The following is a 13,414-nucleotide window of genomic DNA, read 5'->3' as shown; positions in this document are numbered from 1 at the left end:
CTTCGCCGTTCGGCCGATCGTGTCATATGTATGGCATATAAAAAACGAGTGAACACAAAAGCCAAAGCCGCTGAATACACTCGTTTTTATGTGGAAGGGCTATAAAATAGATTTTTTCGCCTTTTCTTATTCAATTGCTTTCAATTCTTTTTCTAACACATCTGCAAAATGCTGAACAGCCTCGCCAAGTGTTTCAGCATAGTCGAATGTATCTTTATCATATCGGTACTTTAACGGGCATTTGCGGACATTTAATGCGGTTGTTAGAGCGTGCACATCCGGGCAGAGATTGTTTTGAAGCGCCCATTCTGCCGCTTTTGTTTTAGAAATAATCTTGCCTGTGCGAAGTGTGTATATGCAACGAGATATATCCAACAGCCAACCGAAAGAATAAAAATTTCTTCCGGTGCTTTGTGCGTACTTTCTTATAGTCTTATAGTGACGATTCACATCGGCATACAGCTCATGTAAATCCGGATATCTCAGTTCTTTTCGTATATCCTTCCCGTACAAAAGAATGCTGCTCTCAATCAGTTCTGTTTTGCCAAAGCCATCTAGCAAATACCTGTCGGTAATTCTCTCTCCGCTTGTACCCCAATAAACCACTCGGTCATCAGCGTTTGCGAGAAAGGCACTTCTGGTGAGCATAGCGCCCTCAAAAGAACGGTAATAAAGATTATCGGGTTCATCTGCGAGCATAGTCCGGCGGAGATTTACAAGCAAATTTGCCTGTGACTCGGATATTTGCTTCTCCGTCAGGACTAAAATATCAATATCGCTCCAACCCAATCTGAAATCATTCAATGCAGACGAACCGTACAAATATATTGTAGGGTCACAGTCCGCAAGAATACGGCTGATTTCCCGAACCATACCGTTAATAGACATCTGTCGGGCTTTTCGTTCTGCGCCGACGGGGAAAAGGACAAATTTTTGATTTGGGTAATCGAATTCCTCTATAAGTTCATCTGCAACAAAACCGAATTTCTCATACAATGTTCTTGGTGCTATTCCTTTTTCATCATCAGCCCGAAATGTAGAAACCGTTATTTCTTTTGTTTTGTCTAAATTGGCAAGTGCTTCATCCATAAGCATTGTAGCCACACCGCGGCGGCGGTATTGGGGTGCAACTGCAAGGCAGCAAATCATGTTGTGTGCTCGTGAAAACAATATAACTCCCGCAATTTTGGATTCTTCTTTTACACAAACAGCCTGCCGCTTATCCATAAATTTCAGGACGCTGGTTTTATGCTCATTTAGCTTTTCCTGTGTTTCAAGCCCCGGAAAATTCCATCGAACCTCTGTTATTAAGTCCATCCATTTTTCAATATCTTCAGGTACGCCATAAAGAAGCTGCACAGTATTTCACCTCCGTTCATTGTGTGCTTTAGCTGCAAAAAAGGTTGTTTTACTTATAGATTTTTGATTTCTATTCTATCTGCCTGCGTATCGGGTGTTCGGTTGTGTGAGAGTTCAAAACCTTATATAAAGGGAAAACGACCGATTTACATCTACAAAATCGGTCGCTAAAATTTTGCCGTATAAAACGGTGGAAACCCCGATAAAATCGGGGTTTCCACCGGCTATATCTTTTTTATAGCCTCTTGATGGTGCGGGTAACAGGACTTGAACCTGCACACCGAAGTACCAGAACCTAAATCTGGCGCGTCTGCCAATTCCGCCATACCCGCATATTTTGTTGACTAAACTATTATACCGTATTCTGAGGAAAAATCAAGCCCAAACAGAGAAAAACCCGGAAAGAGTTTCTCTCCGGGTAATTTCTCTTGAGCAAATTACTTATGCCTTCTTCTGCTCTGCGAGCGCTTCTTCCAGTGCGAGCGCGAGCTGATCCGGGCAGGAGGTGTTCTTAAAGCCGCACTTGATGCCCTTGCAGCGCTTTACGTATTCGTCAACGGTCATGCCGACCGCAAGTGCTGCCACGCCCTGCGTATTGCCGCTACAGCCGCCGTCGAATTTCACGGAGCGGATAACGTCGCCGTCGAGCTCTACATGAATGCCTCTGGAACATACACCTTTCGGTGTGAAATCATACTTCATTTTGCATTTCCCTTTCATTCAGAAAATAATTTATCAAATTCGGATTCGGCCGTCGTGAACGTGCCGACCGGATTTTTCTTCGTCGTGTAAAAGCCGTGATAATCCGTGCCGCCGGTGACGGCAAGATCATACTTTTCGGCTAAGCGCAACATTTCCGCTTTATCCTCCTCCGTGTTGCGCGGGTGATAAACTTCAATGCCGCGAATGCGGTGGTTTCTGCACAGCTCGCGCAGAAGATCCATGCTGTGGTATTCGCTCGGGTGCGCCAAGACCGCGATGCCCTCTGCGGCGTCAACCGCATCCATCACGGTATCGATGTCGGGATAATCCACCTTCTCGTAGGCGATGCCCGTTTTGGAATCATAGAGCTTCTTAAAAACCTCGCCGAACATCTCACTCGCGTAGCCGGCGTCCATTAACGCCTGCAAAACGTGCTGCTTGTAGATATTCGTCGAGCCCTCCGCGCGGCGCAGAATCATCTCGCGCGGAATCGCATACAGGCGGCAGACTTTATCAACGGAGCGTAACATCGCCGCATGGCGGCTGTCCGTCGTTTTTTGCAGCAGCGGCAGCAACACTTCGGGCTTCTTCGGCTTATAGCACAGAACATGCGCTTTGCCATGTCGCTTCGGGTCTGCAGCAGAAATTTCCACGCCGGGAATCACCGTCACGCCCGCTTCCCGCCCAAGCTTCAACGCGCATTCGCAGCCCGCCATGGTATCGTGGTCGGTGAGCGCGAACGTCGTCACGCCGCGGAGCGCAGCAAGCTGTATAAGCTCCTCAAGCGGCGTGGAGCCGTCCGAATATCTTGTGTGGCAGTGCAGGTCAATAGACATTGGTTTTCTCCTTTCGCGGCTTTTCCGGCGGACGCGTCAGCAGCTTTTCGGCTGTGAAGCGCCGGAACCCGAAATTGAATAAACACAGGTCGATTCCAACGATGATCGCTGTCAAAATCAAAAGTGCAATACTGTTTAAGCGATACAGACCCATGATCTGCCCGATGAAAATGAGCAAAGTCGGCAGCACGATATAGCCGGAAATTTGAATGGATTCCGCTGTGGAGCGCGCTTTCGCGGTCAGCATCGCAGCAAACGTAACGCCCAGCACCGTGATGGCCGGCGAGAGCAAAAACACCAGAACGAACCATGAAAGGTCAAAGAAAAACGGCGCTTTCAAAACCATATCGCCGATAGCCGTGACGACAAAGAACAGAATAAACGAAACCGCCGTGACAAGCCCGGAAGCCAAAACACTGCTTGCCGCCTTCACCTGCAAAAAGCGGCGCACGCTGAACGGCGCAAACAGAAGCGTTTCCATTGTGCCGTGTGCCCGCTCGCCCGCAAACGTGTACGAAGCCGTAATGATTGCCGATAAAAGCGGAATGAGCATGAACAGCATCGGCGAGATAAACGCCGTGAAAATGTAGAACATCTGCGCGCGCTCGTCCGTCCCCTGCGGAATGTTATCGAGCAGGTTTTTAAACTGCTCCACACCGGAGGATTTCGGTGAGACCATAGCGGAAACGAACAGGAACAAAAGCGGGAACGCCACCGCAAAAACGAGCGGCAGTGCGATGAGCAACGTCAAGATCAGCCTGCGGCGGCACAAAGCGGAAAGGTCCTTCATCATGAGCGCACGTTCCGCTTTGGAAAACAGCTTATAAAACAGCTTCTTCATGCGGTGTCTCCTCTCCCGGCTTTTTCACAAACGCGTAATAAACATCCTGCAATGTGGGCGTACACACGGATGCTTCGTAAATGCCGACATTCTCCCGCACAAGCCCGGAAATAAGCTCCGGCATATCGGCTTCGGATTCGATTGGCTTTTCCCACGCGCCATCATGCAGTATGAAGTCCTCCGGCATCTTCTGCGTGTCGCTCACGCGGATTACCGCCATAGGCGTCAATTCAGAAGCGGCCGTAAGCATCGAAAGGTCGCCGCTCGCCCGTAAAAAGCCGTGCTCCAGCACCGCAAAGCTTGTGCAGATCTCCTCCGCGCTTTCAAGATGATCGGTGCAAAGCAGCACCGTGGCGCCGGTTTCCTTTGCGTAATCCGAAAGTGTACGCAGCACCACCGCGTCCGATACCGCTTGCTCGCCGCCGGGCAAACCGTCCGAAAACACGATCTGCGGGCGATGCACAAGCGCACGTGCCAGCGATAACCGGCGGCACATCTCTGCGGAAAACGTGTAGACCTTGCGGTCGCGCGCGTTCCAAAGGTCAAGCTTCTTCAAAAGCTGCGCCGCATGTGTACGGGCTTGCTCCTTGCGCATGCCATACATAGAAGCGAACATCAGCAGGTTTTCCAGAGCGCTCATGCTTCCAATGCAGGCCGCCGTATCGGTAACGATACCACTTTTCGCGCGCAGTTTGCGACTCTCTTTCACAGAAGAAAGTCCCAGCACTGTGCTGTCGCCGAGCGTCGGGCGCACAAGACCCGTTAAAAGGCGCAGCAACGTCGTTTTGCCGGATCTCTCCGGGCCGAGGCAGCCAACGATCTCCCCGGCTTCCACTTCAAGGTCCACGCCATTTATCGCAATGATGTCGCCGTATTTTTTCGTTAAATTTGCAGTTTGTATCGCGATCATCTGCTCACCGCCTCTCAGCGCACATCGGAGGTGCCTTTTTCGCGCAGATAGGTTGATTCCAAATCAGCCATGTGCAGCTTCACGGCGAGCGGATAGCGGTCAAATGCCAGGCTGATGGCAAAGCTGCCGCCCTTCGCCGCGTCGTCAAAGCCACCCATGTGCCAGCGGATTGCCATGGCCTCCACGGGCTTTAGACGCATAAAACGCTCGATGAGGTAAACGGATTTTTCACCGTGACCGAACGGGAATGCATCGTCCACCGTGTAAAACGGACGCTTTTCCCACTGCCCGGTCTCGTCATTTTTCACGTTGCGCGTGGAGGTCTTATAAAACTGCGATTTGCACACGTCGTGCAGCAGCGCACATATCGCAAAGCTTTCTTCACTGTCGCCCTCGTCAAACCAACGCTCGCGCATCGCCTTGTAGACATTCAGGCTGTGCATCACAAGGCCGCTTTCGCAGGCACAGTGGAACTTTGTGCTTGCCGGCGCGGTGTAAAAATCGGTGGTATCCAGCCATGCCAAAAGCTTCTGCGAGCCCTCGCGCGTGATATTCTGTGTATAAATGGAGATAAATTCCTCTCTGTACGGATTCGACATGCTTGTCCTCCCGTAGATAAATTTCAAACTCTGCGTATAGTATAACACAGAAATCACGTATTTTCAAACAGTTTCGCGGTTTGTAAAGAAAAAGAAAGGTCATCGCAGCAAATGCCGAGATGACCCTTCCGGTAAATCAATGATTGCCCGCGCAGCCGTGCTTATCTTCCCCGCAGCTATGGCTGCCGCAGTCATGACCGTCCTCGTGGTGATGGTGTGCGCAGACAGTATCCGGGTTATAGAGCAGTGTGCCGTTCAGCAGCGAATTGACCGCCGCGTCCGCGCTGCCGGAAACACCGGGATACAACTCGATGCCCGCTTCTGCAAGCGCCGTGCGCGCACCTCCGCCGATGCCGCCGCAGATGAGCGCATTCACGCCGTGCTGCTTCAAAAAGCCAGCCAGTGCACCGTGGCCGCTGCCGTTTGTGGGCGCGACCTTTGCATTTTTAACTTCGCCGTTCTCAATCTCATAGATCTTAAATGCTTCGGAATGGCCGAAATGCTGGAAAACCAGTCCGTTCTGATACGTTACCGCGATTTTCATGTTCATGCTTCCTTTCAAATCAAACATCCTATTTTCTGCTACGTGCAGAATATGCTCCGTCTGCGGCTGTGCCGCGTTTCGGCATTTGTCATATTCCGCACGGCTGCACCCGCCATGCTGCGGTGTGCAGGGCAACTGCTCTGCAGAAAACGCCATGCGAGAGAGCTGGCTGCTGAGTTCTTTAAGCGCCGCGCGATTGACGGTGTAGTGCATGAAATAACCGCACTTTTCGCCGAAAATGAGCCCCGCTTCACGCAGAACTTTTAAATGCTGTGAAACCGCCGCTTCCGAAATATCCAGCTGTCTTGCCAGTGCGCGCACGCAACAGTTGCGGCGCAGCAAAAGGCGCAGCAGCAAAAGGCGGTTTTCATCTGCCAGTGCTTTGAACATCATAGCCGTTGAACCCATAGCGTCCTCCTGATTAAGTATTTGCTAAATTAAATTATAGCACGAATTTTAATTAAGTCAATACTAAATTAAATTTTCGCCTGTAAAAAGGCAGCACACCGAAACGATGCGCTGCCAAAAACTTTTATGTACGGTCATTCAACAGAACGGAAGCCCTTGCCGATGATCTCGCTCGTATTCGTGATGAACATAAATGCCTTTTTATCGACGGAACGGACATACGCGCGGAGCTTCACAGCTTCACCGCGTCTGCACGCAACCATGACGACCTTGCAGCCCTCATGCGAATACGCGCCTGTGGCATCCACAATGGTCGAGCTGCGGTTCATCTTGTGAATGATGTAATCGCAAACCTCCTCCGGGTGCGTGGTGACAATGGAGAAATATTTGCAGAGGTTAATACCTTCAATCACGGAATCGACCATGAACGCCTTGATAGCAAGACCGAGCAGCGAAAACAGGCCTGTGCGGATATCGAATACAAACATCGCGGAAAACGCGATGAGCGTATCGCTGACGAGCAGCGCTTTGCCGATATCAAGACTCGTGTACTTTTTGAGGATCATCGCAACAATATCCGTGCCGCCGCTCGAAGCGTTGCAGTTAAAGAGGATCGCCGAGCCTACCGCCGGCAGCATCATACCGTAGCACAGCTCGAGGAACGGCTGGTCGGTAAGCGGCTTAGAAAGCGGAACGAGCTTTTCAAGCAGCCACGTCAAAAACGAAAGCAGCATGCTACAATACACGGTAAGCACACCGAAATCGCGTCCCAAAATGATAAAACCGACGATGAGCAAGATGATATTGATAATCCACATGATACCCGCTGTGGAGAACGACGGAAAAATATGACCGAGCAGAATAGAGATACCGCTCACGCCGCCGGTGGAAAAATTATTCGGAAATTTAAAGAAATAAGTGCCGATGGCAAAAACAAAGGTGCCGAACGTGATGAGCATAAACGTCTTTAAATTCTGTTTTGTAAGCTTTTCTTTAACGTTTTGGATCGGGTTATTCATACTACGCCAACTTTCCTCATTGCAGGCAAGCCGCCTGTTTCTAGTCCGCTTGAGATTTTAACACAGCAAACACCAAAATTCAACAGGAAAGCATACAAATGAATAATTGATTTTTTACCCGTCATTTTTTGCAAGTTGCGTCTTTCAAAACTTGCTTTACATACGTTTCGAGCGCGTTTTGATACGCCGGAAAACGCTCCCGTATGGAGTCGGCAAACGTCTCGGACTGTATGAAATCGCAGAATTTGTCATACGGCAGAAATTTGTAATCGATCGTTTCATTCGCCTGCAGCGTGATTTGGATATCCGCGCTTTCAACCGTTGCGGCATACACGTAAAACACCGTTGTGCCATGCGTCAGACGCAGCAAAAAGTTATGATGCAAAAAGGAGAGCGGCCGAAACCGTTCTCCTTCTTTGCTTTTTAAAATCAGATCAGGCTGCGGATGTAATCTGCCGCCTTGCGGATATCGCCCTCGGGGTCGTCGCCGACTTCACGTTCGATCGTCAGGAAGCCCTTGTAGCCGATGTCGTTCAGCGCTTTGAAGTACGCCGGGAAATCAACGTCGCCTTCGCCGAGCGGAAGCTCAATGAAGGAAGCGTCGTTCAGCATGTCGGATTCCTCCATGCCGTACAGGATCTCCGGGCTGACATAACGCAGACGCTTGCCGTCTTTTGCATGTGTGTGCACAATGTAATCCTTCAGCGTGTAGACTGCCTGCACCGGGTCGTCGCCCGTGACCATAACAAAGTTTGCCGGATCAAGGTTGACGGAAACGCCCTTGGAATGGAGGCTGTCAAGGAAACCCTTCAGCGTCGTTGCAATCTCCGGGCCGGTCTCCACGGCGAAGTGTGCCTGCATGGAGTCTGCATACGCCGCAAGCTGGCCGCAAGCATCCTGCATGATTGCATAGCGCGGGTGGCTCGGGTCGTTCGGTACAACGCCGATATGCGTTGTGATCACATCGGTCTCAAGGTCCTTTGCAAGGTCCACGATGCGTTTGGACTTTTCAATGAGTTCCGGGTTCAGCTTCGGGTCGTTGAAGCCGTGGCCGAGGTCGCCGCACAGCGCAGAGATCGTCAGGCCGTGATCCTTCACGCGCTTCAAAAATTCGCGGCGTGCTTCTGCGTTCATATTCTCGGGCGCCATTTCGCCTTTTGTTGCGTAAACCTGAATGCCGGTCGCGCCGACTGCAACAGCTTTATCGAGAGCCGTGAGCGTATCGGTGCGGAAGCCGTCCATCAGAACGCCGATAGAAAAGGGATACATAAGCAATTTCCTTTCTTAATGCACAGGGAGCTTAGCCCAGCGTGATCTCTTTGTGCTGCTCGGAGGAATCATAAATCGCCTGCATCATCTGTGCCGTGATGATAACGGTGTCGATGTGAGACGGCAGCTTCTTGCCGGTCTTGATGCAGTCGATGAATGCGTCAATCTCGTTCTGGAAGTGGTCGCGCATCTTGAAGACAGGCTTATACTCCGTGAGTGCACCGTACTCGGAGCTGTAAACGGTGAAATCCTTGCCGTACTGGAGACGGATGCCACCCTTATCGCCCATGAAGTCGATGTAACACTCGTTTTCGCCGATGTTCTGCGCCCAAGCGCCGTGCAGAGAGATGACCGGGCCTTCGGTACGGATCATGCCGACAACGGAGTCGTCCACGTCGTAGGTGCCGTCGTACTTTGGGGGACCTGCCCACATGTCGGTGTATGCGTAGCCCTTCATGTCCTTGCCGAGCTCGCAGAAGGCTTCACCCGTAACGGTCTTAACCTTCGGGTCGCCGCAGCAGTACATAACGATGTCAAGGTAATGTACGCCCCAGTCAATCAGCGCACCGCCGCCTGCAATCGCCTTTGTGGTGAACGCGCCGCCGAGGCCCGGAATGGAACGGTGTGCACGGAAGCTGGCATGTACATGGTAGATATCGCCGAGCTTGCCGTCATCGATATACTTTTTGATGAGGTTAACGCTGTCATTGAAGCGGTTGACAACGCCGATGTTGAGCACCTTGCCGGTCTCATGCTGAACCTTCTGCATCTCAAGGGCTTCCTTGTAGGTTCTTGCAGCCGGCTTCTCGCACAGAACATTCTTGCCTGCGCGCAATGCGTCAATGGAAATGGTCGGGTGAACATTGTTCGGGGTGCAGACGGAAACAGCTTCAACTTCCGGGTCTGCCAGAACATCGTGATAATCCACAACAGCGGTGCCGCAGCCGTACTTTTCAACGGCAGCCTGTGCGCGCTCCGGGATGATGTCGCAGAAATACTTGATTTCTGCCTCCGGGTTGTTCATGTAAGACGGGATGTGCGCTGCATTTGCGATCGTACCGCAACCAATAACGGCAACTTTCATTGGAATACAACTCCTTTAAGAATTTTCTGCGGGCTGCGGAAGGTTCTTTTTATCCTCCTCGGCCCATTTTTTATATTCACGCGGCGCCATGCCCACATATTTTTTGTAGGCGCGGCTGAACGCATGGATCGATTTGAAGCCCATCAACTCGGCGACTTTTGTAACGGAATATCCCTGGCGAAGATACTCGTTTGATTTTTCAAAGCGCCGCTTTGTGTGATAGGATTTCAGGCTTTCGCCCGTAAACGCAGAGAACTTCTGCGCAATATGGGTATAACTGTATCCAAACTCCGCACTGAGCGCGCTGAGATTTTCCATGGACTCAAGGTGCACATCAATGTAATTGATGACATCGTAGACGAGCTTTTCATCGGAATTATTGCTGCCGCTCAGTAAGTAGTTTTTGTAGAACTTTCGGCTGAAAATGCGGTATACGCCGCAGATGATCTCCTGCATGTACGCTTCAATCAAAAGGTTCGAGAGTACGTCGTCCGAAATGAATTCGGAAAGCACGCGCATGAACGTGTCCTGTAAGCTGACCGCGTTATGAAACTGCACCTGCTCGTTCGTATCAAAAAAACTCTTAAGCTGTGCAATCTTCTCATTTACGATCGGCTCTACAAAATCAAAGCCGAGATAAAAGAAACGCAGCGGTTCGATCTCCGCCGAGATGATGTTGTGCATCTGTCCCTTGCGCACAAGGAGCAGGTCACCCTTCTGCATGGTGTACACCGTATCATCTACATAAAATGCACCGGTGCCGGAAAGCACGTATGTAATCTCATAGACCGCCTGCTCGTGCTCAAAGGTCTGGTAACCTGCTTCGCAGCTTAAGTCCCCAATCTGATACAGAACATATGGCCCGTACAGCATATCCATACCGGCGTATGTATTATCGAAGTGAAATTTTGCCCGATTGACCGGCATTGTGGTATCGCCTCTGTGTTTACGCCCTTATTATAATGAAAGAGCGCAGGAATGTATTTGATATTTTTTGCAAATCAGATGGTAAAAAACACAACTTTACCAGAAAATCAGCTTTTCTTCGCCTCTTTTTCAATGGCATCGAGCTCCCGGCACAAATGGCCGAACAATTCGCCGCTCACAACATTCTCGCTCTCGCCCGTCATGTTGAGCGTCACGCGATCCAAAAAAGAGGAAAACGCTTCAAGCTCCTCTTCCGAAAATCCCTGAAACGCCACCGCGTCGATCTGGTCTAACCGCTCGCGGCACATGGCACAGGCCCTTTGCCCTTCTTCTGAGATATAAAGCCGCTTGCAGCGTAAGTTTTCGGCATCCACTTCTTTTGTGAGATACCCCGCCTTCTGCAAACGCTTTGTAGAGAGCGCAATGGAGGCCGGGCTGACGCGCAGATGGTCTGCCACCTGCACCTGTGTACACCCGGGATTTGCCGCAATGAAATCCAGCACAGGCATCTGGCCGAAATACAGACCATGCTCCTGCGCCCCACGCCGATGCGCAAGCTGTTGCACAAGCTCCAGCTTATGTAATTTTCCCATCAGTTCATGCAATTCCATAGCCGCACTCCTCATACGCCTCTTTGATATTATTATAACCCCGCTGTTAAATTTGTCAACCCATAGTACCGTTTTCCCGTGCACTTCGGCTCTATATTTTTCTTTACACAGATGCTTTATTGTGCTATACTGTTAGCAGCTTGATTATAACAATTTGGAAGGGGTTTTAAAAATGAATGAAACGATTCAGGTTTTGATGAACCGCAAGTCCGTCCGTGTTTTTGAGGATAAGGAGATCTCACCCGAAATCAAAGATATTATCCTTGCCGCTGCCATGCGCGCACCGACCGGCGGCAACTGCATGCCGTACTCCATCATCGACGTGACGGATCAGTCCATTAAGGATAAGCTTGCCGAAACCTGTGATCATCAGCCGTTCATTGCACAGGCGAAAATAGTGCTCATTTTCTGTGCAGATTACCACCGTTGGTACAGAAAGTTCAAAATGGCGGGCTGCGAAGACATTCCCGCGCCGGAGCTCAGCAACATGGTGCTTGCAGCGGAAGATGCCGTCATCGCCGCACACACAGCCTGCATCGCCGCGGAAAGCCTCGGCATTGGTTCCTGCTATATCGGCGACATTGTGGAGAACTTCGAGATTCACAAAGAGCTTTTAAACCTGCCCCCGCAGGTCGCACCGCTTTGCATGCTGGTCTTCGGCTATCCCACCCAGCAGCAAAAGGAAAGGAAGCAGACAACTCGTTTTGCAAAGAGCTCCATCGTGTTTGAGAACCGGTATCGTGAGCTTTCTGAAGAAGAGCTGCTCGAAATGATGCCAAACAACCGCACAAAAGCGTTCTATAACCGCAAATATATTTCCGATTTTGCGCAGGAAATGGTGCGTTCCACAAAAGAGATCTACAAAAACTGGAATTCCAAGGAATAAGCCATGCTGCACATCGGTTGTCATCTTTCTGCCTCTAAGGGCTACTACGCCATGGGCAAAACGGCACTTTCCATCGGCGCGGATACGTTCCAGTTCTTCACGCGAAACCCGCGCGGCAGCCGCGCAAAGCCGCTTGATCTGAACGACGCACAGAAGTTAAACGAGTTGGCGGCGGAAAATCACTTTGCCGTGTTGCTCGCCCACGCGCCGTATACGATCAATCCCTGCTCCGCAAACGAAGACACCCGCACATTCGCCCGCGAAACGATGCAGGATGATTTGAAGCGTCTGGAAGCCACACCGCACAATCTCTATAACTTCCACCCCGGCAGCCACGTTGGACAAGGCATCGAGACCGGCGTCACACAGATCAGCGAAACGCTGAACGCCATTTTATCTCCCGAACAGACCACCACGGTTTTACTCGAGACCATGGCAGGCAAGGGCACGGAAGTCGGCTCTCATTTTGAGGAACTCCGTGAAATTCTGGACCGCGTAACGCTCTCCGACCTCATGGGCGTGTGCCTCGATACCTGCCACGTGTTCGATGCCGGGTATGACATTGTAAACGACCTCGACGGTGTGTTGACGGAGTTTGACCGCGTGATCGGGCTTAACCGCCTGAAAGCGGTACACATTAACGACAGCATCTTCGGGCTTTCCTCTCACAAAGACCGCCACGCAAAGATCGGCGAGGGCAAGATTGGCACGGAAGCGTTCCGCCGCATCATCAACCACCCTGTCCTGCGTCGCCTCCCCTTTTATCTCGAAACTCCAAACGAACTCCCCGGTTACAAAGCCGAAATTGAACTTTTGAGAGCGATGGTTGAGGAGAGCTAAAAAAGCTTATATTTTAATTTAAAAGCAAAAAGAACACAAATCGTTTTAAACTAACTGCTCACGATTTGTGTTCTTTCTTTATGTCGTTCTTCTATTCCCTTTTCTGCCATTACATTTTGAACACAGCACCTGCAAATTAGAAGCAACCGTTTTTCCGCCTTTTGAAATCGGAATAATATGGTCGATTTGGAGTCCTACTCCATCCGGCATGTACTTTCCGCAATTTTGACATGTATAGTGATCCCGTTTCATGATCTGTTGGCGTAACTCTTTTGTCATCTGTCGCCGCTGATCTCGACTGTGGTATTCTTTCAGTGTCGCTTCAAACCCTATTCTCTCTAATTTTCTATGACGTTGTACAAGCCAGTCCCAATCAACAGCTATTTCAGAATCAAGCATGGACACTTTATAGGATGTCTTCACGTAATTTTGCTGTCTGTATCTTGTTTGATCTCTAACCTGTAGTAGTCAAGAAAAGTAGACACGAAAAATATTTATTTTTGATTTGCTTTTTCAAAAGTAGACATGAGGAATATTTTTGCAGAAGTTGTTTTTTCAAAAGTGGACACGGACAATAAT

The 13,414-nt window shown here is 50.2% G+C and carries 16 protein-coding genes and 1 tRNA gene; 2 read left to right on the top strand and 15 right to left on the bottom strand.

Annotated elements, in window-relative coordinates; genetic code table 11:
• Nucleotides 1-126: 126 nt before the first annotated feature.
• From R2K26_RS04115 to R2K26_RS04045, 14 genes are all read right to left on the bottom strand, one after another.
• The gene (locus R2K26_RS04115) at nt 127-1,359 is read right to left on the bottom strand and encodes a GNAT family N-acetyltransferase (protein WP_316518909.1); all 1,233 of its coding nucleotides are present in this window, start codon (nt 1,357-1,359) and stop codon (nt 127-129) included.
• A 249-nt stretch (nt 1,360-1,608) separates the two neighbouring features.
• A tRNA-Leu gene (locus R2K26_RS04110) sits at nt 1,609-1,691 on the bottom strand.
• A gap of 109 nt (nt 1,692-1,800) precedes the next feature.
• Nucleotides 1,801-2,061: a TIGR03905 family TSCPD domain-containing protein gene (locus R2K26_RS04105; protein ID WP_316518908.1), complete on the bottom strand. Its 261-nt coding sequence runs from the start codon at nt 2,059-2,061 to the stop codon at nt 1,801-1,803.
• 14 nt (nt 2,062-2,075) lie between these two features.
• Complete coding sequence (locus tag R2K26_RS04100) at nt 2,076-2,897, bottom strand: PHP domain-containing protein (protein WP_316518907.1); 822 nt, start codon at nt 2,895-2,897, stop codon at nt 2,076-2,078.
• Nucleotides 2,887-3,738, bottom strand: coding sequence for an ABC transporter permease subunit (locus R2K26_RS04095; protein WP_316518906.1), 852 nt, complete (start codon nt 3,736-3,738; stop codon nt 2,887-2,889). Before R2K26_RS04095 ends, R2K26_RS04100 begins: the two co-directional genes overlap by 11 nt.
• A complete protein-coding gene (locus R2K26_RS04090) occupies nt 3,719-4,648 on the bottom strand; it encodes an ATP-binding cassette domain-containing protein (protein ID WP_316518905.1) in 930 nt (309 codons plus the stop codon). Before R2K26_RS04090 ends, R2K26_RS04095 begins: the two co-directional genes overlap by 20 nt.
• A 14-nt stretch (nt 4,649-4,662) precedes the next feature.
• Nucleotides 4,663-5,247 (bottom strand): HD domain-containing protein, encoded by a 585-nt coding sequence (locus tag R2K26_RS04085; RefSeq protein ID WP_308448290.1) that lies wholly within the window; start codon nt 5,245-5,247, stop codon nt 4,663-4,665.
• Between the two features lie 136 nt (nt 5,248-5,383).
• Complete coding sequence (locus R2K26_RS15430; protein ID WP_396897221.1) at nt 5,384-6,199, bottom strand: metalloregulator ArsR/SmtB family transcription factor; 816 nt, start codon at nt 6,197-6,199, stop codon at nt 5,384-5,386.
• A gap of 134 nt (nt 6,200-6,333) precedes the next feature.
• A complete protein-coding gene (locus R2K26_RS04070) occupies nt 6,334-7,218 on the bottom strand; it encodes a YitT family protein (protein WP_316518904.1) in 885 nt (294 codons plus the stop codon).
• Between the two features lie 121 nt (nt 7,219-7,339).
• Complete coding sequence (locus tag R2K26_RS04065; RefSeq protein ID WP_316518903.1) at nt 7,340-7,603, bottom strand: hypothetical protein; 264 nt, start codon at nt 7,601-7,603, stop codon at nt 7,340-7,342.
• Between the two features lie 44 nt (nt 7,604-7,647).
• Nucleotides 7,648-8,487, bottom strand: coding sequence for a sugar phosphate isomerase/epimerase family protein (locus R2K26_RS04060; RefSeq protein WP_316518902.1), 840 nt, complete (start codon nt 8,485-8,487; stop codon nt 7,648-7,650).
• Nucleotides 8,488-8,518: 31 nt separating this feature from the next.
• On the bottom strand, nt 8,519-9,571 hold the full coding sequence (locus R2K26_RS04055; RefSeq protein WP_308448287.1) for a Gfo/Idh/MocA family oxidoreductase: 1,053 nt from the start codon (nt 9,569-9,571) through the stop codon (nt 8,519-8,521).
• A 15-nt stretch (nt 9,572-9,586) separates the two neighbouring features.
• On the bottom strand, nt 9,587-10,498 hold the full coding sequence (locus R2K26_RS04050) for an AraC family transcriptional regulator (protein WP_308448286.1): 912 nt from the start codon (nt 10,496-10,498) through the stop codon (nt 9,587-9,589).
• Nucleotides 10,499-10,605: 107 nt separating this feature from the next.
• The gene (locus R2K26_RS04045; RefSeq protein ID WP_316518901.1) at nt 10,606-11,109 is read right to left on the bottom strand and encodes a MarR family transcriptional regulator; all 504 of its coding nucleotides are present in this window, start codon (nt 11,107-11,109) and stop codon (nt 10,606-10,608) included.
• Nucleotides 11,110-11,281: 172 nt separating this feature from the next.
• On the opposite strand from R2K26_RS04045, the gene R2K26_RS04040 reads away from it, so the two are divergent.
• Nucleotides 11,282-11,995: a nitroreductase family protein gene (locus R2K26_RS04040; RefSeq protein WP_316518900.1), complete on the top strand. Its 714-nt coding sequence runs from the start codon at nt 11,282-11,284 to the stop codon at nt 11,993-11,995.
• A 3-nt stretch (nt 11,996-11,998) separates the two neighbouring features.
• Entirely contained in the window at nt 11,999-12,835 is an 837-nt protein-coding gene (locus R2K26_RS04035) for a deoxyribonuclease IV (protein ID WP_308448283.1), read from the top strand.
• 78 nt (nt 12,836-12,913) lie between these two features.
• Here the strand turns inward: R2K26_RS04035 and R2K26_RS04030 are convergent, their stop codons facing one another.
• Entirely contained in the window at nt 12,914-13,258 is a 345-nt protein-coding gene (locus tag R2K26_RS04030) for an HNH endonuclease (RefSeq protein ID WP_316518899.1), read from the bottom strand.
• Nucleotides 13,259-13,414: the final 156 nt, after the last annotated feature.

The sequence above is a fragment of the Neglectibacter sp. CSJ-5 genome (assembly GCF_032490475.1).
Classification (GTDB): domain Bacteria; phylum Bacillota; class Clostridia; order Oscillospirales; family Acutalibacteraceae; genus Hominenteromicrobium; species Hominenteromicrobium mulieris.
This window is presented reverse-complemented; position numbering and strand designations above follow the sequence as displayed.